The sequence below is a fragment of the Citrobacter gillenii genome (genome assembly GCF_013337685.1).
GTDB lineage: Bacteria > Pseudomonadota > Gammaproteobacteria > Enterobacterales > Enterobacteriaceae > Citrobacter > Citrobacter gillenii.
Genome location: NZ_SUQN01000001.1, coordinates 25,925 through 48,337, shown reverse-complemented (window position 1 = coordinate 48,337; position 22,413 = coordinate 25,925). Strand labels below are relative to the sequence as shown.

Annotated in this window: 18 protein-coding genes; 8 read left to right on the top strand and 10 right to left on the bottom strand. The window is 55.3% G+C overall.

Annotation, left to right across the window (positions count from 1 at the left end; genetic code table 11):
* The first annotated feature begins 62 nt into the window (after positions 1 to 62).
* On the top strand, positions 63 to 1,259 hold the full coding sequence (locus FCH32_RS00225; RefSeq protein ID WP_115257769.1) for an ROK family transcriptional regulator: 1,197 nt from the start codon (positions 63 to 65) through the stop codon (positions 1,257 to 1,259).
* Here the strand turns inward: FCH32_RS00225 and hcaR are convergent.
* The gene (gene hcaR / locus FCH32_RS00220; RefSeq protein ID WP_115257768.1) at positions 1,254 to 2,153 is read right to left on the bottom strand and encodes a DNA-binding transcriptional regulator HcaR; all 900 of its coding nucleotides are present in this window, start codon (positions 2,151 to 2,153) and stop codon (positions 1,254 to 1,256) included. The two genes, FCH32_RS00225 and hcaR, sit on opposite strands and share 6 nt — an antisense overlap.
* A gap of 135 nt (positions 2,154 to 2,288) precedes the next feature.
* On the opposite strand from hcaR, the gene hcaE reads away from it, so the two are divergent.
* The 5 genes from hcaE to hcaD are packed head-to-tail and all read left to right on the top strand — an operon-like array spanning position 2,289 to position 6,506.
* Positions 2,289 to 3,650, top strand: a complete 1,362-nt coding sequence (hcaE, locus tag FCH32_RS00215) for a 3-phenylpropionate/cinnamic acid dioxygenase subunit alpha (RefSeq protein WP_174360296.1) — start codon at positions 2,289 to 2,291, stop codon at positions 3,648 to 3,650.
* A complete protein-coding gene (hcaF, locus tag FCH32_RS00210) occupies positions 3,647 to 4,165 on the top strand; it encodes a 3-phenylpropionate/cinnamic acid dioxygenase subunit beta (RefSeq protein ID WP_174360295.1) in 519 nt (172 codons plus the stop codon). Before hcaE ends, hcaF begins: the two co-directional genes overlap by 4 nt.
* Positions 4,165 to 4,482 carry a 3-phenylpropionate/cinnamic acid dioxygenase ferredoxin subunit gene (gene hcaC, locus FCH32_RS00205; protein ID WP_096756145.1) on the top strand — a complete coding sequence of 106 codons (318 nt, stop codon included), beginning with the start codon at positions 4,165 to 4,167 and terminating at the stop codon, positions 4,480 to 4,482. Before hcaF ends, hcaC begins: the two co-directional genes overlap by 1 nt.
* Positions 4,482 to 5,294 carry a 3-phenylpropionate-dihydrodiol/cinnamic acid-dihydrodiol dehydrogenase gene (hcaB, locus tag FCH32_RS00200; RefSeq protein ID WP_174360294.1) on the top strand — a complete coding sequence of 271 codons (813 nt, stop codon included), beginning with the start codon at positions 4,482 to 4,484 and terminating at the stop codon, positions 5,292 to 5,294. The genes hcaC and hcaB overlap by 1 nt, the downstream gene beginning before the upstream one ends.
* Positions 5,295 to 5,303: 9 nt before the next feature.
* Complete coding sequence (gene hcaD, locus FCH32_RS00195) at positions 5,304 to 6,506, top strand: phenylpropionate dioxygenase ferredoxin reductase subunit (protein WP_174360293.1); 1,203 nt, start codon at positions 5,304 to 5,306, stop codon at positions 6,504 to 6,506.
* Between the two features lie 92 nt (positions 6,507 to 6,598).
* Here the strand turns inward: hcaD and glyA are convergent, their stop codons facing one another.
* Complete coding sequence (gene glyA / locus FCH32_RS00190) at positions 6,599 to 7,852, bottom strand: serine hydroxymethyltransferase (RefSeq protein ID WP_115257762.1); 1,254 nt, start codon at positions 7,850 to 7,852, stop codon at positions 6,599 to 6,601.
* Between the two features lie 326 nt (positions 7,853 to 8,178).
* On the opposite strand from glyA, the gene hmpA reads away from it, so the two are divergent.
* Positions 8,179 to 9,369, top strand: coding sequence for an NO-inducible flavohemoprotein (gene hmpA, locus FCH32_RS00185; RefSeq protein WP_174360292.1), 1,191 nt, complete (start codon positions 8,179 to 8,181; stop codon positions 9,367 to 9,369).
* A 91-nt stretch (positions 9,370 to 9,460) separates the two neighbouring features.
* On the opposite strand, the gene glnB is transcribed toward hmpA, so the two are convergent.
* The 5 genes from glnB to purL form a co-directional block, all read right to left on the bottom strand.
* Positions 9,461 to 9,799: a nitrogen regulatory protein P-II gene (glnB, locus tag FCH32_RS00180; RefSeq protein ID WP_002438074.1), complete on the bottom strand. Its 339-nt coding sequence runs from the start codon at positions 9,797 to 9,799 to the stop codon at positions 9,461 to 9,463.
* A 68-nt stretch (positions 9,800 to 9,867) separates the two neighbouring features.
* Positions 9,868 to 11,202 (bottom strand): two-component system response regulator GlrR, encoded by a 1,335-nt coding sequence (gene glrR / locus FCH32_RS00175; protein ID WP_310471100.1) that lies wholly within the window; start codon positions 11,200 to 11,202, stop codon positions 9,868 to 9,870.
* A complete protein-coding gene (qseG, locus tag FCH32_RS00170) occupies positions 11,202 to 11,945 on the bottom strand; it encodes a two-component system QseEF-associated lipoprotein QseG (protein ID WP_174360514.1) in 744 nt (247 codons plus the stop codon). The genes glrR and qseG overlap by 1 nt, the downstream gene beginning before the upstream one ends.
* Before the next feature lie 23 nt (positions 11,946 to 11,968).
* The gene (qseE, locus tag FCH32_RS00165) at positions 11,969 to 13,399 is read right to left on the bottom strand and encodes a two component system sensor histidine kinase QseE/GlrK (RefSeq protein ID WP_174360290.1); all 1,431 of its coding nucleotides are present in this window, start codon (positions 13,397 to 13,399) and stop codon (positions 11,969 to 11,971) included.
* Positions 13,400 to 14,086: 687 nt separating this feature from the next.
* Positions 14,087 to 17,974: a phosphoribosylformylglycinamidine synthase gene (gene purL, locus FCH32_RS00160; RefSeq protein ID WP_174360289.1), complete on the bottom strand. Its 3,888-nt coding sequence runs from the start codon at positions 17,972 to 17,974 to the stop codon at positions 14,087 to 14,089.
* A gap of 268 nt (positions 17,975 to 18,242) precedes the next feature.
* Here purL and mltF point away from each other — a divergent pair, with 268 nt between their 5' ends.
* On the top strand, positions 18,243 to 19,793 hold the full coding sequence (gene mltF / locus FCH32_RS00155) for a membrane-bound lytic murein transglycosylase MltF (RefSeq protein ID WP_117343491.1): 1,551 nt from the start codon (positions 18,243 to 18,245) through the stop codon (positions 19,791 to 19,793).
* Between the two features lie 55 nt (positions 19,794 to 19,848).
* Here mltF and tadA read toward each other — a convergent pair whose 3' ends face one another.
* The 3 genes from tadA to FCH32_RS00140 are packed head-to-tail and all read right to left on the bottom strand — an operon-like array spanning position 19,849 to position 22,406.
* Positions 19,849 to 20,385 carry a tRNA adenosine(34) deaminase TadA gene (gene tadA, locus FCH32_RS00150; RefSeq protein WP_137399728.1) on the bottom strand — a complete coding sequence of 179 codons (537 nt, stop codon included), beginning with the start codon at positions 20,383 to 20,385 and terminating at the stop codon, positions 19,849 to 19,851.
* 17 nt (positions 20,386 to 20,402) lie between these two features.
* Positions 20,403 to 21,038, bottom strand: coding sequence for a phosphatidylglycerophosphatase C (yfhb, locus tag FCH32_RS00145; RefSeq protein ID WP_174360288.1), 636 nt, complete (start codon positions 21,036 to 21,038; stop codon positions 20,403 to 20,405).
* A gap of 3 nt (positions 21,039 to 21,041) precedes the next feature.
* Entirely contained in the window at positions 21,042 to 22,406 is a 1,365-nt protein-coding gene (locus FCH32_RS00140) for a PTS transporter subunit EIIC (RefSeq protein ID WP_115257755.1), read from the bottom strand.
* Between the last annotated feature and the right edge of the window lie 7 nt (positions 22,407 to 22,413).

The window sequence follows — 22,413 nt, the reverse complement described above, 5'->3', positions numbered from 1 at the left end:
CGGCAGTTAAGTGGCGTTAAAATGCGCAATGCTCACGCAATACAGTAAAGGGAGTTAAGTGAATGCAGCGTTCGGGGTTCAACAACGCCAGGGTTCGCCAGGCGAATAAACAGATCTTTTTGTCGCACCTGTGGCGGGAAAAGCAGCTCAGCAAATCACAACTGGCACAGCTCACCGGCTTGTCGATCCCGGCGGTCAGCAATATTCTCGAAGAGTTGATGGATGAAGGGCGGATCGACCATTCCCGCGAGACATTAAGCCAGCGCGGTTTGAGCAGCGGCAGCTTTCATTTGCCGGAAAAAGGGGCCTGGACATTATGCATCAACGTCACCCCCACCAGCATCACCAGCCAGTTGGCAGATGCGCGCCTGGTCGCAGTCGGTGACTGGCGGCATGAACTGATCAATCCCGAGACGCCAAAAGCGCTATTGACCGCGTTGGCAGCGCACTGGCGGGAATACCGTCGGCACTATCCTGAGGTCACAATCAACCTCGCGCTGGGCGTTCACGGTCAGGTTGATCCGATTACCGGCGCATCAAAGACCATGCCACAGGCACCGTGGAAAACAGCGGTGGAAATAAAGTATTTGCTGGAAGAAATGCTCGGCGTGCAGGTCCTGCTGGATAATGACTGCGTGATGCTGGCGCTGGCGGAAAAGTGGCAGAACCCGGCGGCGAACGGCGATTTTTGCGTGATTAACGTTGATTACGGCATTGGTTCATCGTTCGTCATCAACGACAACATCTGGCGCGGCAGTTTGTTTGGCAGCGGCCAGATTGGACATACCATAATCAACCCTGACGGCATCGCCTGTGACTGCGGTCGTTACGGCTGTCTGGAAACGGTCGCCTCATTAAGCGCCCTGAAAAAGCAGGCTCGCGTGTGGATGAAATCTCAGCCTGCCCCCCATTACGATCCAGAAACGCTGACCACCGATCAGCTGATTGACGCCTGGCAACAGGGCGATGTCCGTATTCAGGCGTGGGCCGAGCACGCTGCCAGCGCCATTGGCCTGAGTTTATATAATTTTTTGAATATATTAAATATTAACCAGATTTGGTTATACGGTCGCAGCTGTGCCTTTGGCGAAAGCTGGCTCAATACACTGGTACAGCAAACCGGGTTTAATCCGTTTGATCACGGCGATAGCCCACGTGCCAGAGCCACGCAAATAAGTTTCGGTCAGCTTAATCGCTCGCAGCAGTTGATGGGTATTGGCTATCTGTATGTGGAATCACAGCTTAGCGAACTGTCATGATAATGCCGCCAGGGGCACGGCTAAACGATCCTGCGCCAACGCGATAAAATCCTGCAGGGCGGGCTTCAACTCGCCCTTTTTCCAGGCCATCAGCAACGCAATGGTCGGTATATCACCGGCGATAGGGCGAAAAACCACCTGGCCGGTATTAAAATTATTCATATAACCGGGTATCAAAGTCACCCCCAGCCCCATACCAACCAGGTTCATAGTCACCAGAATATTGGTGGCGACCTGCACAATATTGGGTTGGCTTTCCTGCTGTTGAAACCACGCTTTGACAATCTTCGCCAACGCGCCGGAATAGGCCGGATCGGTACTGACAAAGTTCACGCCGTTCAACTGCTGGGCTGAAATCGTTTTCTCGCTGGCTAACGGGTGGTTAACTGGCAGTACCACGACCAGCGGCTCATGAATCAGTTCCAGATAGTCGAGTTCCGGGCTGTAAATCGGATGGCGCATTAAGCCAACATCCAGCTCGCCGCGCAGGATTTTCTCTTCCTGCTCAGTGGTTATCAGGCTCACCAGTTCAATATGCGTGTCCGGTTGTTTTAAACGAAACAGCGGCAGAACCTTCGGCAGCAGATTCACCTCCGCGGAAGGGACAAACCCAATCGAGAAATGACAGTCTTCCTGCACCGCCTTACGGGCGCGAATTTTGGCATTTTCTGCCTGTTCAAGGATCGCCAGCGCATCTTGCAAAAAGCACTCCCCTGCTGCCGTCAGCGCGACTTTGCGTTTATCCCGCACCAGCAGCGTCACTCCGACGCAGGCTTCCAAATCGCGGATCTGGCTGCTTAACGACGGCTGAGAGGTATGCAACTTCTCTGCCGCACGGGTGAAATTCAGCGCCTGCGCCACCGCGACGAAATAGCGTAAGTGCCTCAGTTCCATACCCTGCTCCTTGTTATCGAAAAAACGTCTCAGCTGGTAGATATTTACTATTTCACAGATTGATAACTAACCAGCAACATCCTTGGGGTACAAAAAAAGAAGGTCAATACATCTTAGCTTTCGGGATTAAAAAATATGACCACACCCTCAAATTTAGACATCTACTCACTGATCGACACGCAAAATGGTCGCGTAACCCCACGGATTTATACCGACCCCGACATTTACCAACTGGAACTGGAACGCATCTTCGGACGCTGCTGGCTGTTTCTCGTTCACGAAAGTCAGATCCCGAAGCCGGGTGACTTTTTCAATACCTACATGGGCGAGGATGCGGTGGTGGTCGTGCGACAAAAAGACGGCAGCATCAAAGCCTTTCTCAATCAGTGCCGACACCGCGCCATGCGTGTCAGCTACGCCGACTGCGGCAATACCCGCGCTTTTACCTGTCCGTACCACGGTTGGTCTTACGGCATTAACGGCGAGCTGATTGACGTGCCGCTGGAGCCACGCGCCTACCCGCAAGGGCTGTGCAAGTCCCATTGGGGGCTGAACGAAGTGCCCGGCGTCGAGAGCTACAAGGGGCTAATCTTCGGCAACTGGGATACCACCGCGCCTGCGCTGCGTGATTATCTCGGCGACATCGCCTGGTACCTGGACGGCGTGCTGGATCGTCGCGAAGGCGGCACCGAAATCGTTGGCGGCGTGCAGAAATGGGTGATCGACTGCAACTGGAAATTCCCCGCTGAGCAGTTCGCCAGCGACCAGTATCACGCGTTGTTTAGCCACGCTTCTGCCGTGCAGGTGCTCGGCGCCAAAGATGACGGCAGCGACAAACGCCTCGGCGATGGGCAAACCGCACGTCCGGTGTGGGAAACCGCCAAAGATGCACTGCAGTTCGGTCAGGATGGGCACGGCAGCGGATTTTTCTTTACTGAAAATCCCGATGCCAACGTCTGGGTCGACGGCGACGTCTCCAGCTACTATCGCGACACCTACGCCGAAGCCGAGCAACGACTGGGCAAGGTTCGCGCTCTGCGTCTGGCGGGTCATAACAACATTTTCCCGACGCTGTCCTGGCTGAACGGCACCGCCACACTACGCATCTGGCACCCGCGCGGGCCGGATCAGGTCGAAGTGTGGGCGTTCTGTATTACCGATAAAGCGGCCTCTGATGACGTAAAAGCCGCGTTTGAAAACAGCGCCACCCGCGCCTTCGGCCCCGCCGGTTTTCTTGAACAAGATGATTCAGAAAACTGGTGCGAGATCCAGAAGCTGCTCAAAGGCCACCGCGCTCGGAACAGCCAGCTGTGTCTGGAAATGGGCTTGGGTCAGGAAAAACGTCGTGAAGACGGCATTCCGGGGATCACCAACTACATCTTCTCGGAAACCGCCGCACGCGGGATGTACCAGCGTTGGGCCGATTTGCTAAGCAGCGAAAGCTGGCAGGAAGTGCAGGAAAAAACCACCGCTTACCAGCAGGAGGTAATGAAATGAGCGCGTTAGTTTCTCTGGAACTGCATCATCGCATTACCCAGTTTCTCTACCACGAAGCCAGCTTGCTGGATGACTGGAAGTTTCGCGACTGGCTGGCGCAGCTTGACGACGAGATCCGTTACACCATGCGTACGACGGTGAATGCCCAGACTCGCGACCGCCGCAAAGGGGTGCAGCCGCCGACCACCTGGATTTTCAACGACAACAAAGATCAGCTCGAGCGCCGCATTGCACGTCTGGAAACCGGCATGGCCTGGGCAGAAGAGCCGCCGTCGCGCACCCGGCATCTGATCAGCAACCTGCAAGTTAGCGAAACCGACGTTCCCGATGTGTTTCGCGCCCGACTGAACTACCTGCTGTCTCGCGCACAAAAAGAGCGGGATGAAACCTTATACGTTGGCATGCGCGTGGACAAAGTACGCCGCTTGCCGGGCGATGAGTGGCGTTTACTGGAGCGTGAGATCGTGCTGGATCAGGCGGTGATCTCCTCCCATAACCTGAGTGTACTGTTCTGATGAATCGTGTATTTGCCTGCCCCGTAGGGGATTTGCCGGAAGGTGAAGCGCTGCGGCTCGACACCTCGCCGGTCATCGCGTTGTTTAACGTTGGCGGTGCGTTTTATGCCATTAACGACCGCTGCAGCCACGGTAATGCCTCGATGTCGGAAGGGTATCTGGAAGACGATGCCACCGTGGAGTGCCCACTGCACGCCGCCAGTTTCTGCCTGAAAACCGGCAAAGCGTTGTGCCTGCCCGCCACCGATCCGCTGACCACCTATGCGGTGCACGTGGAAGGCGGCGAGGTATTTATTGATATGCCTGAGGGGGCCTGATGAGCGATTTACGCGATAACGTCGTCTTTATTACCGGCGGCGGTTCCGGCCTGGGCCTGGCGCTGGTCGAGCGCTTTATTGAAGAAGGTGCGCGGGTCGCTACACTGGAGCTCTCCGCTGCCAAAGTCGCCTACCTGCGCCAGCGTTTTGGTGAGCATGTGCTGGCGGTGGAGGGGAATGTCACCCGCTACGCCGACTATCAGCGCGCGGTGGATAACATTCTCACGCGATACGGTACGCTCGATTGCTTTATCGGCAATGCGGGAATTTGGGATCATAACGCCTCGCTGGTAAACACCTCTGCCGAGGCGCTGGAAACCGGCTTTCACGAGTTATTCAATGTCAACGTGCTGGGTTATCTGTTGGGGGCCAAAGCCTGCGCCCCCGCGCTTATCGCCAGCGAAGGCAGCATCATTTTTACCCTGTCCAACGCAGCATGGTACCCCGGAGGCGGCGGTCCGCTGTATACCGCCAGCAAGCATGCAGCAACCGGTCTGATTCGCCAGTTAGCCTACGAGCTGGCACCCAAAGTTCGCGTCAACGGCGTGGGGCCATGCGGTATGGCGACCGATCTGCACGGCCCGCAGGCGCTGGGTCAGAGCGATACATCGATTATGCAGTCGCTAACGCCGGAAAAAATTGCCGCCATTTTGCCGCTGCAGTTTTTCCCGGAGCCGGCAGATTTTACCGGCCCGTATGTGATGCTGGCGTCACGGCGCAATAACCGCACGCTGAGCGGCGTGATGATCAATGCCGACGCCGGTCTGGGCATTCGCGGGATTCGTCACGTTGCCGCCGGACTGGATCTCTGAGGAGGCATTATGTACCACAATATCATCGCCATTGTCGGCGGCGGACAGGCCGCGGCAATGGCGGCAGCCGCACTGCGTCAACAGGGGTTTGACGGCGAGATCCATCTGTTTTCCGATGAGCCGCATCTGCCCTACGAACGCCCTCCACTTTCCAAAACCATGCTGTTGGACGACGTGCTGCAGCTGCAGCCGGTGCTGAACGCAGACTGGTGGCGGGATAATAATGTTCAGCTGCATCTGGGCGTCACCGTTCAAACGCTCGGGCGAGAAACGCAAACGCTGGTACTGGCTGACGGACAGACCTACCCGTGGGATCAATTACTGATTGCCACAGGCGCAGCGGCACGCCCGTTCCCATTACTGGATACGCTCGGTGACCGCGGCTTCACGCTGCGCCACGCCGGAGATGCAGCGCGTCTACGAGACGCGCTCAGCCCCGGGCAGTCGATCGCTATTGTCGGAGCCGGAACCATCGGACTTGAGCTGGCTGCCAGCGCCACGCAGCGCGGTTGTCAGGTCACCGTCATTGAACTGGCTGCCACGGTGATGGGTCGCAACGCTCCGCCGCCGATACAACGTTATCTGGCCGCCCGCCACCAGCAGGCTGGCGTACATTTGCTGCTGAATAATGCGATTGAACAGGTGGCTGGCGGGGAACGCATCGCCCTCACGCTGCAACGTGGCGAACAGCTTCAGGTTGATAGCGTGATCTACGGTATCGGGATTGTCGCCAACGACGGGCTTGCCCGTGATGCGGGTCTTGATGTGGCAAACGGCATTATCATTGATGCGTCGTGCAGAACCGTCGATCCGAACATTTTTGCCGCCGGAGATGTGGCAGTACAGCGTTCGCCAGACGGTACGCTGCAACGTTGCGAAAGCTGGGAAAACGCCAATAATCAGGCGCAAACTGCCGCGGCAGCCATGCTGGGGCTGACACTCCCGACGCTACCTCCGCCCTGGTTCTGGACCGATCAGTTCAGCGACAACCTGCAGTTTATTGGCGATATGCGCGGTGATAGCTGGGTCGTTCGCGGCAGTCCAGATGACGGCAAGTCTATCTGGTTTAACCTGCAAAACGAGGTGATAGTCGGCGCGGTAACGCTCAACCAGGGACGAGAAATGCGGCAACTGCGCAAGTGGATTCAGGCAAAGAAAAAGCCGCTGTTAGCGGCTTTACTTGATGAGACAGTGACGCTTAAGTCGATATAACTGCCGGATGGCACTGCGTTTATCCGGCCTACAAGTAACTCATATGTAGGCCGGATAAGGTGTTTACACCGCCATCCGGCAATCCGTATGACTTATGCGTAAACCGGGAAGCGAGCGCAGATATCCAGCACTTTGGCTTTAATGCGTTCGATAGTGGCTTCATCATTGATGTTGTCCAGAATGTCACACATCCAGCCAGCCAGTTCTTTCACTTCCGCTTCTTTAAAGCCGCGACGGGTCACTGCCGGAGAACCAATACGGACACCGGAGGTCACGAACGGGCTCTTCGGATCGTTCGGTACGCTGTTTTTGTTAACCGTGATGTTCGCACGGCCCAGCGCCGCATCGGCTTCTTTACCGGTCAAGTTTTTGTCGACCAGATCCAGCAGGAACAGGTGGTTTTCAGTGCCGCCAGAAACCACTTTGTAGCCGCGGTTCAGGAACACTTCAACCATCGCTTTGGCGTTTTTCGCAACCTGCTGCTGGTAAACTTTGAACTCTGGCTCCATCGCTTCTTTCAGCGCCACAGCTTTTGCCGCGATCACGTGCATCAGCGGGCCGCCCTGTGCGCTTGGGAACACAGCGGAGTTCAGTTTTTTGTACAGCTCTTCGCTGCCGTCTTTTGCCAGGATCAGGCCGCCGCGCGGACCCGCCAGGGTTTTGTGGGTCGTGGTGGTAACAACGTGTGCATGCGGAACCGGGTTCGGGTATACGCCTGCAGCAATCAGACCGGCAACGTGTGCCATGTCGACGAACAGGTATGCACCGATGCTGTCAGCGATTTCACGCATTTTTGCCCAGTCAACCACACCGGAGTACGCAGAGAAGCCACCGATAATCATCTTCGGTTTGTGGGCCTGAGCCTGCTTAGCCATGTCTTCGTAGTCAATCTTGCCGGATTCATCGATGCCGTAAGGGACGATGTTGTACAGTTTGCCGGAGAAGTTGACCGGGGAACCGTGAGTCAGGTGACCGCCTTGCGCCAGGTTCATACCCAGAACGGTATCGCCCGGCTGCAGCAGCGCAGTATAGACCGCGAAGTTAGCCTGAGAACCCGAGTGCGGTTGGACGTTAGCGTAGTCGGCACCAAACAGCTCTTTCGCGCGGTCAATCGCCAGTTGCTCAACGATATCCACATACTCGCAACCGCCGTAGTAGCGCTTGCCCGGATAACCTTCAGCGTATTTGTTGGTCAGCTGAGAACCCTGCGCCTGCATGACACGCGGGCTGGTGTAGTTTTCGGAGGCGATCAGTTCGATGTGCTCTTCCTGACGTACTTTTTCCTGCTCCATAGCCTGCCACAGTTCGGCATCATAATCGGCAATGTTCATTTCACGCTTTAACATCCGCATCTCCTGACTCAGCTAACAATAGAATTTCGGCCTAAAAAGGCAGTCCTGTTGGACGACGGCCAACAGTATAACCGAATCAATCTTCGATAACAGGTCTTGACAAAGGATTTTACGCAAACGATTACCTTCACAGCACACAAGGCTTTGGAGAATAATGACATGGCAAATTTCAACGGATTTCTTTTCAGGTTTGTGATGCAGATTTTTCAAGTTGTAACCTTTACAACGCAAAGTTACAAAGAACCATTTACAATGCAGGGGTATTTTTTATAAGATGTATTTGACATACATCATTAAAGCCTCAGATAAAGGAAGACCGTATGCTTGACGCACAAACCATCGCTACAGTGAAAGCCACTATTCCCCTGCTGGTCGAAACCGGCCCGAAACTGACCGCCCATTTCTACGATCGCATGTTTACGCATAACCCGGAACTCAAAGAAATTTTCAACATGAGTAACCAGCGTAATGGCGATCAGCGTGAAGCGTTGTTTAACGCTATCGCCGCTTACGCCAGCAATATCGACAACCTGGCGGCGCTGTTGCCTGCGGTCGAAAAAATTGCCCAGAAGCATACCAGCTTCCAGATTCAGCCTGAGCAGTACAACATCGTGGGCGGTCACCTGCTGGCAACGCTGGACGAGATGTTCAGCCCAGGGCAAGAAGTGCTGGACGCGTGGGGTAAAGCGTATGGCGTGCTGGCTAACGTCTTCATCAACCGCGAAGCTCAGATTTACAGTGAGAACGCCAACAAAAATGGCGGCTGGGAAGGTACTCGTCCCTTCCGCATTGTGGCAAAAACACCGCGTAGCGCATTAATTACCAGCTTTGAGTTTGAGCCCGTCGACGGCGATGCGGTGGCTGAATACCATCCGGGCCAGTATCTGGGCGTCTGGCTTAAGCCGGAAGGTTTCCCGCATCAGGAAATTCGTCAGTACTCTCTGACCCGCAAACCGGATGGCAAGGGCTACCGCATTGCTGTTAAGCGTGAAGACGGCGGTCAGGTTTCAAGCTGGCTGCATAATCATGCGAAAGTCGGTGACATCGTTCATTTAGCCGCACCGGCAGGCGATTTCTTTATGGATGTCGCCCCCGATACTCCGGTGTCGCTGATTTCCGCAGGCGTTGGTCAGACCCCGATGCTGGCAATGCTGGATACACTGGCGAAAGCCGGACACACGGCGCAGGTAAACTGGTTCCACGCGGCAGAAAACGGCGATGTGCATGCCTTTGCTGATGAAGTGAATGAGCTGGGCAACTCACTGCCGCGCTTTAGTGCCCACACCTGGTATCGTGAACCGAATGAAGCAGACCGTGAAAAAGGCGCGTATGACAGCGTGGGCCTGATGGATCTGAATAAACTGGAAGGTGCAATCAGCGATCCGGCGATGCAGTTTTATCTGTGCGGTCCGGTCGGCTTTATGCAGTTTGCCGCGAAGCAGCTGATCGGTCTGGGTGTGAAGAACGAGAATATTCATTACGAATGCTTCGGTCCGCATAAAGTCCTGTAATTACGTCATGCCTGATGGCGCTGCGCTTATCAGGCCTACGGGGTTTTGTAGGCCTGATAAGCGCAGCGCCATCCGGCAAGCACGGCGCGGCTTAAATTGCTGCGTCGTCTTCTTCGCCAGTACGGATACGCACCACGCGTGCCACGTCAAAGACAAAAATCTTACCGTCGCCAATTTTACCCGTTTGAGCCGTGCGAATAATGGTATCGACACAGGTATCCACGATGTCGTCGGTAACCACAATTTCAATTTTTACCTTCGGCAGAAAATCCACCATGTACTCCGCACCACGGTACAGCTCGGTATGGCCCTTCTGACGGCCAAAGCCTTTCACTTCCGTTACGGTCATACCGGTAATGCCCACTTCTGCCAGCGCTTCGCGGACGTCGTCGAGCTTGAAGGGTTTAATAATCGCATCAATCTTTTTCATGGTTTTCCTGTCGTTTTTATCGCGTAACCGGCTGCTCACCGTATCATAAATCAGTCGTATTTACGGTGCTACTCTTTAAAGTCGTTTGCATCCAGCTCGTGTCGAGAAAGCAATTTATAGAATTCGGTGCGGTTGCGCCCCGCCATTCGCGCTGCGTGGGTCACGTTGCCTTTGGTTATTTGCAGCAGCTTACGCAGGTAGTTCAGTTCAAACTGGTTACGCGCTTCAACAAAGGTTGGCAAGGCGGTATTTTCACCTTCCAGCGCCTGCTCCACCAGCGCGTCACTGATCACTGGCGATGAGGTGAGCGCCACGCATTGTTCGATAACGTTGACCAGTTGACGCACGTTGCCCGGCCAGCTGGCGGTCATTAAACGCTTCATGGCATCGGTCGAGAATGCGCGCACAAACGGTTTGTGCCGTTCAGCGGACTGACGCAGCAGATGGTTTGCCAGCAAGGGAATGTCTTCCGTACGTTCAGCCAGCGGCGGGATCTTCAGGCTCACCACGTTAAGGCGGTAGTAGAGATCCTCACGGAATTCGCCCCGCGCCATCGCTTTGGGTAAGTCGCGGTGCGTTGCGGAGACAATCCGCACGTCAATGTCGATATCACGGTTGCTGCCAAGGGGGCGAACTTTACGCTCCTGCAACACACGCAGCAATTTCACCTGCAATGGCGCGGGCATATCGCCTATCTCATCCAGAAACAGCGTCCCGCCCTCGGCGGCCTGAAATAGCCCCTCACGATTGCTCACCGCCCCGGTAAACGCGCCACGCGCATGACCAAACAGCTCGGACTCGAGCAATTGTTCCGGCAACGCGCCGCAGTTAATCGCAATAAAAGGTTTGCTGCCGCGCGGGCTGGCGTTATGGATAGCCTGGGCAAAAATTTCTTTGCCGGTACCGCTTTGACCGTTGATCAGCACGCTGACGTCCGATTGCGCCACCATACGCGCCTGCTCTAACAGACGCAGCATCAACGGGCTGCGGGTGACAACCGATTCGCGCCAGCCGTCATCGGTCGCCGGGGCAGATTGTTCCAGCGCCCCGTCAATGGCGTTGTATAACGCGTCTTTATCGACCGGTTTGGTCAGAAAACTAAACACGCCCTGCTGAGTTGCAGCTACCGCATCCGGAATTGAACCATGCGCGGTCAGGATAATAACCGGCATACCCGGCTGGACTTTCTGGATTTCGGTAAACAACTGCATGCCGTCCATTTCATCCATGCGCAGATCGCTGATGATCAGATCCACCTTTTCACGGTTAAGCACCCGTAACCCTTCCTGCCCGCTTTCCGCCGTCACGACGCTGTAGCCTTCACTGGTTAAACGCATGCCGAGTAATTTCAACAATCCCGGATCGTCATCGACCAGCAGCAAATGTGCGGGTTTACGGCTTATCATGGCGTTACCTCCTCGCTCGAGGACCCGGTGTCCCCGGCATCGTCAGGTGTGGAGAGTTTTTCATTCCCGTGCAGCGCATCAGGATTGTAACTGCCGGCAGGCTTGCGCGTGGAAAGCTGACGCTCAATATCGGTCAGATTTTCCAGTTTGCGGGTAGTGAGATCGAGCTGCGTCTGCAAATGCTGTTGCTGCTGACGCAGCGTATCAAGATCGCTGTCTGACGACTGTTGAAGTTTGCTGTAGCGCATGCGCTCTTCGGCCAACTGTAACTGCAGAGTTTGGCCGCTAAACCAGACCTGATACAGCGGCCGTACCTGCGCCGGAATTTGCGGACTGAGCGCATCAAGTCGCGTCACCACATCTCGTCTTTCCGGCGGTGTGATATTGGCACTGGCGAGCAGGATCCCGCGCTTAAACGCGCCCTGCCAGGTGTCAGTGAGCTGGGTACTGGCTTCACTACGGGCTTGAACTGGCATCAGGCGGTCAGCACAGTCCATGGCACGCAGCCAGTACAACGGATTGCTATCCGTAGACTGCCCCTGCAGTGACCAGATATCTGCGCACTCGGTTGAAAGGTAATCCGCCAACTGATGGGGCGGAATTTTCTCCTGTGAAGGATCGCCGATAATATGATCCACCGCGTTCGGCACACACCCCACCAGCGCCAGGCACGGCAAGCTTAGCAATAATGCGCGGCGGAAAAAATGTCGTTTAAGCATTCGGACAACAACGTGTGGCATACTCACCAGACTTAGATTCATTTTTAATGGTTTTTCATTGCAGATAGCGGCAGTTCGATGCGAAAACAAACGCCTTGCGCATAATCGTCGACCAGGTACAGCTCCCCCCGCATACGGCGGATGCAATCTCTGGCGATACTGAGTCCTAATCCGCTTCCTTTTACCGCCCCTTTTCGCTGATGGCTTCCCTGGAAAAAAGGCTCGAAGATCATGGTTTTTTCTGCTGGCGGAATCGGCTCGCCGGTATTCATTACGTCAATGTACACCGTCGCACCATGCAAGCTGCTGCGGATGCAAATGGTACCGGATTCAGCACCATAGTGCACCGCATTGGAATAAAGATTGTCCAGCACGCTCGTTAACAACACCGGCTCTGCCAGACAAGCGCTTTCTGCCAGCGCCACATCAGTATGTATCATTTTGGCGCGCGCGGGCAGACTATGTGCAGAAACCACTCTCTCCACGAGCGGCGCGATTTCAACCCTTTCCAGTTGAATCGCGTCATCGGCCAGCTTGCGGTTGTAATCAAGCAGTTGCTCAATCAGTTTTTGCAGATTGCGGCTGCTGTCATCCAAAATGCCGACAACTTCTTTTTGTTCCGGCGTCAGTGGGCCAACGACCTGATCGGCCAGCAGTTCGGTTCCCTCACGCATGCTCGCCAGCGGCGTTTTGAGTTCATGTGAAAGATGGCGTAAAAATTGATGCCGCTGAGATTCAAGCCACGACAGGCGCTCACTCAGCCAGATAATACGCTGCCCCACCGATCGCAGCTCTCGCGGACCGGTAAACGATACGGTATCGCCCAGCGAGCGGCCTTCCCCCAGACGGTTGATCATTCGTTCAATGGCTTTTACCGGACCGATAATCATCCGCGTGAACAGCAGCACCATCGCCAGGCTAACGAGAAACAGTACCAGCGCCTGCCAACCAAAGAACTGACCACGTTCAGCAATTTCTTGTTGCAGCTGCTGGCCGCGCGAGAAGACCACGGTTCGCGTGGCCTGCACCATCTCGGTATTGGCATTGGCAAAAGCCTCAAGACGTGCAGCCGCCACACTGTCGGGGCCGCTGTTTTGACACTGCAACTGCGCGAGATCGTTCAGATCCTGGCGAAGCGCCTGATAGAGTTTGACGTCAGGCAACACACCCGCATGGGCATCCAGCATATCGCTGTAACGTTTACGCTGCCCCTGATAAACCTTCGCCAGTGTCGGGTCATCCAGCACGCAGTATTGCCGATAGCTGCGTTCCATCTCCAGTGCCGCGTTAGTCATCGCCTCACTCCGCCGGGCGTCAATCAGCGTGGTGCGGTTGGTTAGTGCCGCCTGGGCGCTTAGGGCATTCAGACTTTGCCATGCCTGCCAGGCCAGAACTAACAGAGGCAGCAGGATCAGCAAAAATGCCAGCGTAACCAACTGACGTAAAGACCGGGGGAAAACAGACCAGCGCTTCAAGGCGTTACTCTCAACGAAAAGGGATAGGACGATGCTAACTGAGGGGAACGCCAGATACAACAAAGCCGGGAATGACCCGGCTTTGTTATGGAATAAGGCGGTGCCTAACTCGACGTTTCGCCCGGAGTTTGATATGCGCAAGGCAAATATCAGAAGTTGGACGGCAGGCACCTTGTTGTGCGTCATTCGAAGTTTATGTAGCGCGTCCCGAAGGGGCTGACATAAGAAGGTGAATGAGCCACTGCTTAGTATTATGCAGCAAGCGTGCCAATATTCAAAACATTATATTAACACAATGATAAATATACAAAATATATTCATTTAATCGATGAATGATTTTGACTGTTTTTTGCGCCATGTGTCGCTAATTAGCAACAACTGTAGCACTTAAAAACAAAACACTTATAAATCAATTAATTAAATGTCTCTTTTTGACGACGCCACCCTACCCTCGATGTCGGGAATTCCCGACACTTTAATTTTGCGGCGCAAACACTGAGTTTATTGCCGGATGGCGGCGTAAACGCCTTATCCAGCCTACAACCGCTCTTCCCCGTAGGCCTGATAAGCGCAGCGCCATCAGGCAGTATCGCGCACATTGCCAGATGACGGCGTAAACGCCTTATCCGACCTACAACATAAAAAAAGCCCCTCACGTGGAGGGGCCTTGAACATCACGCGGTCGTGTTAGCCGAGTTGTTTACGCGCGTTACGGAAGATGCGCATCCACGGGCTGTCCTCACCCCAGTTTTCCGGGTGCCAGGAGTTGCTCACCGTGCGGAACACACGTTCCGGATGTGGCATCATGATCGTTACGCGGCCATTTTCGGTGGTCACCGCCGTGATCCCGTTTGGCGAACCGTTCGGGTTAGCCGGATAGGTTTCGGTGACCTTGCCAAAGTTGTCGACGAAACGTAACGCCACCAAACTTTTACTTTCCAGTGCCGCCAAATGCGCATCATCACGAACTTCCACACGCCCTTCACCGTGAGAAACGGCAATCGGCATCATGGAACCCACCATACCCTGCAGCAGCAGCGACGGGCTTTGCGTTACTTCTACCAGGCTAAAGCGCGCTTCAAAGCGATCGGAGTGGTTACGCACAAAACGTGGCCACAGGTCGCTACCCGGGATCAGTTCACGCAGATTAGACATCATCTGACAGCCGTTACACACCCCGAGCGCCAGCGTCTGCGGGCGATGGAAGAAGGTTTCAAACTCATCACGCACGCGGTTGTTGAACAGAATGGATTTCGCCCAACCTTCACCGGCACCTAATACGTCACCGTAAGAGAAGCCGCCACAGGCCACCAGCGCCTGGAAATTCCCCAGACCAATGCGCCCGCCCAGCAGATCGCTCATGTGAACGTCGATGGCGTCAAAGCCTGCACGGTGGAACGCCGCAGCCATTTCAACGTGAGAGTTAACGCCCTGCTCGCGCAGCACGGCCACTTTGGGGCGTGCGCCGGTGGCGATGTACGGGGCTGCAACGTCTTCGTTGATATCAAACGACAGTTTTACGTTAAGACCGGGATCGGTATCGTTGGCTTTGGCGTTATGTTCCTGATCGGCACATTCCGGGTTGTCGCGCAGACGCTGCATCTGCCAGGTGGTTTCTGCCCACCACATACGAAGCGTGGAGCGGCTTTCGCTGAACACCGTCTGACCGTTAGCAGTAATCACAAAACGGTCGCAGGCTTCAGCCTGGCCAACATAGTGAACGCAGTCGCCGAGGCCATGCTGTGCCAGCAGCGCTTCTACCGCCTCACGATCCGCCGCGCGAACCTGAATCACCGCACCTAACTCTTCGTTAAACAGTGCCGCCAGGCGGTCATCGCCGAGCGTGCTGATATCCGCCTGAATACCGCAGTGACCGGTAAAGGCCATTTCCGCCAGCGTCACCAGCAGACCACCGTCAGAACGGTCGTGGTAGGCCAACAGCTTACGCGCAGCAACCAGCGCCTGCATGGCATCATAGAAGCCTTTCAGCTGCGCAACGTTGCGGACATCCGCCGGTTTGTCGCCCAGTTGGCGATAGACCTGCGCCAGTGCAGTCGCACCCAACGCGTTATGACCCAGACCGAGGTCAATCAGCAGCAGGGCGTTGTCTTCGGTTGAGAGTTCAGGGGTGATGGTGTGACGGACATCTTCCACACGGGCAAACGCGGTGATCACCAGCGACAGCGGCGAGGTCATTTCACGCTGTTCGTTGCCTTCCTGCCAGCGGGTTTTCATCGACATGGAGTCTTTACCCACCGGGATAGTCAGGCCAAGCGCCGGGCATAGCTCTTCCCCTACCGCTTTGACCGCTTCGTACAACCCAGCATCTTCGCCAGGGTGGCCGGCTGCCGCCATCCAGTTTGCGGAGAGCTTGATACGTTTGATATCGCCAATCTGCGTCGCCGCAATGTTGGTCAGCGCTTCCCCCACTGCCAGACGGGCAGAGGCAGAGAAGTCCAGCAGCGCAACCGGCGCACGCTCACCGAGAGACATCGCTTCACCATAATAGCTATCCAGGCTGGCGGTGGTCACTGCGCAGTTCGCCACCGGGATCTGCCACGGCCCGACCATTTGGTCGCGCGCTACCATGCCGGTGACGGTACGGTCGCCGATGGTTACGAGGAACGTTTTTTCTGCGACGGCAGGCAGGTGCAGCACGCGGTTGACCGCATCGCCCAGCGTAATCTGCTCACGCGCAAGCTGCTCGCCCTTCGCTTTCAGCGTTTGCACATCGCGGGTCATTTTTGGTGTTTTGCCCAGCAGCACATCGAGCGGCAGATCGATCGGCTGATTATCGAAATGACGGTCATTCATCGAAAGATGTTGCTCTTCGGTGGCCTCACCGATTACCGCATACGGTGCGCGCTCGCGCTTACACAGTTCGTCAAACAGGGGCAACTGATCTGCAGCAACCGCCAGGACGTAACGCTCCTGAGATTCGTTACACCAGATCTCCAGCGGACTCATGCCTGGCTCATCACTTAAGATATTGCGCAGCTCAAACTTACCGCCGCGTCCGCCGTCACTGACCAGCTCAGGCATCGCATTAGACAGACCGCCCGCACCCACGTCGTGGATGAACAGAATCGGGTTCGCATCCCCCATCTGCCAGCAGCGGTCGATCACTTCCTGACAACGACGTTCCATTTCTGGGTTGTCGCGCTGTACGGAAGCAAAATCCAGATCGGCATCGGACTGGCCGGAGGCCATTGAAGACGCCGCCCCGCCGCCAAGCCCGATGTTCATTGCCGGACCGCCGAGGACGATCAGTTTGGCACCGACGACGATCTCACCTTTCTGCACGTGATCGGCGCGGATGTTGCCGATCCCACCGGCCAGCATGATGGGTTTGTGATAGCCGCGCAGCTCTTCACCGTTGTGGCTATTCACTTTTTCTTCATAGGTACGGAAATAGCCGGTCAACGCCGGGCGACCGAATTCGTTGTTAAACGCCGCGCCGCCCAGCGGGCCGTCAGTCATGATATCCAGTGCGGTAACGATCCGATCCGGCTTGCCGAAATCTTCTTCCCACGGCTGTTCAAAGCCCGGAATACGCAGGTTGGACACGGAGAAACCCACCAGCCCAGCTTTCGGCTTCGCGCCACGCCCGGTCGCACCCTCGTCGCGGATTTCACCGCCGGAGCCAGTTGCTGCGCCCGGCCATGGAGAGATAGCGGTCGGGTGGTTGTGGGTTTCGACCTTCATCAGGATATGCGCAGGCTCCTGATGGAAATCATAACGACCGGTTTGATGGTCGGCGAAGTAGCGCCCGACCTCAGAGCCTTCCATCACTGCCGCGTTGTCTTTATAGGCAGACAAGACGTGATCCGGCGTGGTTTCGAAGGTGTTTTTAATCATCTTGAACAGCGACTTCGGCTGCGGTTTACCGTCGATTACCCAGTCGGCGTTAAAAATTTTATGGCGGCAGTGCTCAGAGTTGGCCTGCGCAAACATGTACAGCTCGATGTCGTTCGGGTTGCGTCCCAGTTTGATAAACGCATCCTGTAAATAGTCGATTTCATCGTCTGCCAGCGCCAGACCCAAACGCAGGTTCGCGTCGATCAGCGCCTGGCGACCTGTACCCAGCAGGTCAACGCTAGAAACCGGCGCCGGTTGGTGATGAGCAAACAACGCTTGTGCATCGTCCAGCGCAGAGAAAACCGTTTCCATCATGCGGTCGTGTAACACGGCAGCCACTTCCTGCCACTGTTCAGCGCTTAGCGTGGAGGCTTCAACATAGTAGGCAACACCACGTTCCAGACGGCTAATCTGTTGCAAGCCGCAGTTATGGGCAATATCAGTCGCTTTAGAAGACCAGGGGGAGATGGTTCCCGGGCGAGGCGTAACCAGCAGCAGCTTGCCCTCAGGGACGTGGCTGCTGAGACTCGGACCGTATTGCAACAAGCGTGCAAGTTGCGCATGCTCATCCTCGTTTAACGGGGCATTCAGGTCAGCAAAATGGACATACTCGGCGTAAATAGTGTGAACCTGAAGATTGGCCGCCTGAAAACGCGCCAGCAATTTGTTAATACGGAATGCAGACAGTGCAGGCGAACCACGCAGAATTTCCATCATAAGTCTCTCGTCTTCGAAGCGCCTGAGGCGCTTATAAGTGTGCGCAAGGGGGGAAACGGGCGTCATTATAAAGAATCTGCCGCGCCGACGAAACCGTTTGCGTCGAAATAAAATCACAACCGTCAGTTATCCTCAAATGCTGCTCCCCTGCTGAAGGAGTTGCCAACTGACGCAAGTTTAAGCAAAATGCCGCTCATTGATGATGAATTCACTTCCTAATCACGACCATAGCAGACTGAAACAACGCACGGTTCAGAGAATTAACTAATTGAAAAAATTAAAGATTAATTATCTGTTTATCGGCATTTTGACGTTGCTGCTGGCAGCGGCCTTGTGGCCATCCATTCCTTGGTTCGGTAAAGCCGACAATCGTATCGCCGCCATTCAATCGCGGGGAGAGCTGCGCGTCAGTACCATTGACTCTCCGTTAACGCATTCTACCCTTACCGGGAAACGCTTCGGGCTGGATTATGAGCTGGCCCAACAGTTCGCCCGTTATTTAGGCGTGAAGTTAAAAATCACCGTGCGCCAGAACATCAGCCAGCTTTTTGACGACCTCGACAACGGCAAGGCCGATCTGCTCGCCGCCGGTCTGGTCTATAACAGCGAACGGGTCAAAAATTACCAGCCAGGCCCCACCTACTACTCGGTTTCCCAGCAACTGGTGTATCGGGTCGGGCAATATCGTCCACGCACCCTGGCCAACGTGACAGATAAACAGTTGACTATCGCCCCCGGGCACGTGGTGGTGAATGACCTGCAACACCTGAAAGAAACAAAATTTCCTGAGCTGAGTTGGAAGGTCGATGATAAAAAGGGCACCACGGAACTGCTCGATGATGTCATCAACGGCAAGCTGGACTACACCATTGCCGATTCCGTAGCGATCAGTCTGTATCAGCGCGTACACCCTGAACTGGCCGTCGCACTGGATGTCTCTGACGAACAACCGGTGACCTGGTTTAGCCCGCTGGACGATGACAATACACTTTCCGCCGCCCTGCTGGATTTCTTTAACACCATCAATGAAGACGGGTTACTGGCGCGGCTGGAAGAAAAATATCTCGGGCATGGCAATGATTTTGACTATGTTGATACCCGCACGTTTTTACGGGCGGTCGACAGCGTATTGCCTGATCTCAAGCCGCTGTTTGAGAAATATGCGCAAGAGATAGACTGGCGATTGCTGGCGGCCATCTCTTATCAGGAATCGCACTGGGATGCACAGGCCACCTCGCCGACCGGCGTACGTGGTCTGATGATGCTGACCAAAAATACCGCCCAGAGTCTGGGATTAACGGACCGAACCGACGCCGAGCAAAGCATCAGCGGGGGCGCTCGCTATCTGCAAGATATGATGAGTAAAGTTCCGGATACCGTCCCCGAGGGCGAACGGATCTGGTTTGCGCTTGCCGCCTATAATATGGGGTATGCGCATATGCTGGATGCCCGCGCGCTGACGGTAAAAACCAAAGGTAACCCGGACAGTTGGGCCGACGTAAAACAGCGCTTGCCGCTGCTCAGCCAAAAGCCCTGGTACAAAAAACTGACCTATGGCTATGCACGCGGCCACGAAGCCTATGCCTACGTAGAGAATATCCGTAAGTATCAGATAAGTCTGGTGGGATATCTGCAGGAGAAAGAAAAGCAGGCGATCGAAACGCAGCAACTGGCGCAGGATTATCCGGCGGTTTCGCCCGCAGAGTTGTTAGGGAAAGAGAAATTTCCGCTCTCAGCGTTTCTCTCGCAAACCTCGTCGAACTATCTGACGCACACCCCTTCACTGCTGTTTTCCCCGCAGAAGAAGGAGGAAAAGTAGTGGCATGCTCATGCCGGATGGCGGCTTAAAAGCCTTATCCGGCCTACCGCTGTAATCACTCCGTGACGGACTTTTTCAGGGCTTTAATTTCCTGACGACGCATACGGAAGAAGTCACTGAGCAGGGTGGCGCATTCATCACGCAATATGCCTTCTGTCACCTCAACCCGGTGATTCATGCCCGGATGATGCAGTACATCCATTAACGAACCTGCGGCCCCCGTTTTCGCATCACGCGCACCAAATACCACCCGACCGATACGGCTGTGTACCATTGCACCCGCACACATCACACATGGCTCAAGGGTGACGTACAGTGTGGCATCCAGTAAACGGTAATTTTGCAGGACCAGCCCGCCCTGACGCAGCGCCATGATTTCAGCATGAGCGGTGGGATCGTGATGACCAATCGGCCGATTCCAGCCTTCGCCAATTACACGATTGTTATGCACCAGAACCGCGCCTACCGGAACCTCACGCTCATCCCAGGCGCGCTTTGCTAGCGTTAACGCATGACGCATCCAGTATTCGTGGCTAAATTCAACATCAGACAAAGGCAGAACTCCAGTAATCAAAGCGGGCGCATTATACACAGACGCTATCGTTTACTCTATTCGAGTTGCTGCAGCTCTCCACGCGGCGTGACGCGCCAACGATGCTGGCAGAACGAGAGCAGCGGATTGTCCTGCTTACTGTCGCTGTAGCCACTATACAGCGCCAGCGGGGCGCCAATCTGGCGTTCCAGTTGGGTGACTTTCTCATGGCCAAGGCAGCGTAAAGGCAGCACCCAGCCACCGTAACCGCGCGCCATTTGACTGGCGATAAGATTCACCCGAGGCAGCCACGGGGTGTCAAAGTAAACCTGCTCGACCAGCGACTGCGGGGAACCGGTGATCAGCCAAATATCCGCATCAGAGCTTAACAGATAGGTGGTCAGGCGCTGCTGCACCAGCGGAAACGCCGTCACGTGATGGCGAAACCAACGCACAAAATCAGCTTGGTGGGCTTTAAGGCGTGCTTCTCGCCGACCAAAAGTGCATCCCCACAGGAGCAAACTCATTGGCCAACGGGCGGCGCGCCCTTTGAGCAACATCGCCACCGCGATAATCGGTAACAGCGGCAGTACAAGCAGCGCATTCAACGGTTGGCGGCGCAGCAGATAACGCAGAAAACTACCGAACATATCCTGCTGGTGTAACGTACCGTCCAAATCAAAAAAGACAACGCGACGCTCGTGATTGGTCAAACCTTAGTCCTCTGGATCGTTGAACCCCAATAGCCAGGTAAACAAGAACCCGGCGATAACCGCTACCAGATAGCCTAACAGATAGAACATCACTTTTCCGGCAACAATCGTCAGCGCCAGCGGTAATCCCGAGATACCAAAGGTGATAACCGTCGCCACTTTCCAGTAGCTGATCAGCGCCCCACCGACCGCACCACCGAGGCAAGCGCCGATAAACGGTTTACCCAGCGGCAGCGTTACGCCAAAAATCAACGGCTCGCCAATGCCCAGTAACCCGACCGGCAGCGCGCCTTTGATCACTTTTTTCAGTCGTGCGTTACGGGTTTTCATCAGAACAGCAATTGCGGCGCCAATCTGACCGACCCCGGCCATCGCCAGGATGGGAAATAGCGCGTTATAGCCATGCGCCTGCACCAGTTCCACGTGAATCGGCACCAGCCCCTGATGGAGTCCGGTGAGCACCAGCGGCAGGAACGTTCCCGCCAGCACCGCGCCGACCAGGAAACCGCCGCGATCAATCGCCCAGGAGGCGCCGTGGGCAATGGACTCGGAAATCCAGCCACCGAGCGGTTGTAGCGCCACAATCGCAATCGTCCCGGTAATCAGGGTGGTCAGCAACGGATTAAGGATCAACTCCAGCGATTCCGGCAACACCTCGCGGAATTTGCGCTCTATCCAGCACATTAACGCCACCACCAGCAGCACCGCAATCACCCCGCCACGCCCGGGCTGTAGCGCCTCGCCAAACAGGGTAATTTGCGCTAGCTGTGGGCTGGAGAGAATGCCGGCCATTACGCCGCCCATTGCCAGCGAACCCCCAAACACTTTGGCCGTATTCACCCCCACCAGAATATTCATGATGGCAAAAACGGCGCTGCCGAAAATACCTAACAGCCCCAGCATATTGGGATAATGGGTGGCAAAGTCGCCCACAATATCAGGGCGCTTGAGGATATTGATAATACCGGTAATCAAACCGGAGGCGATAAACGCCGGGATCAGCGGAATAAAGACGTTTGCCAGTTTACGCAGCGCATCGCTCATTGGCGCTTTGTACTTCGCTTTCACCTGAGATTTTGTGCGTTCAATGTCGTGTGCATGCGGACGTTCGCCGTCATCAGCAATCAGAGAACGCATGGCATCCACCACTTTGGCGGCCTTACCGGGACCGACAATAATCTGATGCTGCGCCCCCTGCTTCACATAGCCGCTGACGCCGGGCAGCTGCTTCAGCCGGGGAATATCCAGTTGGTCGTCATCCTGGACTTCTACCCTGACGCGGGTCATACAGTTTTCCAGGCGCAGAATATTTTTTTCTCCGCCAACCCCCAGCAGAATATCGCTAGCAAGCGCCGCCGTTTTGTCCATATGTACC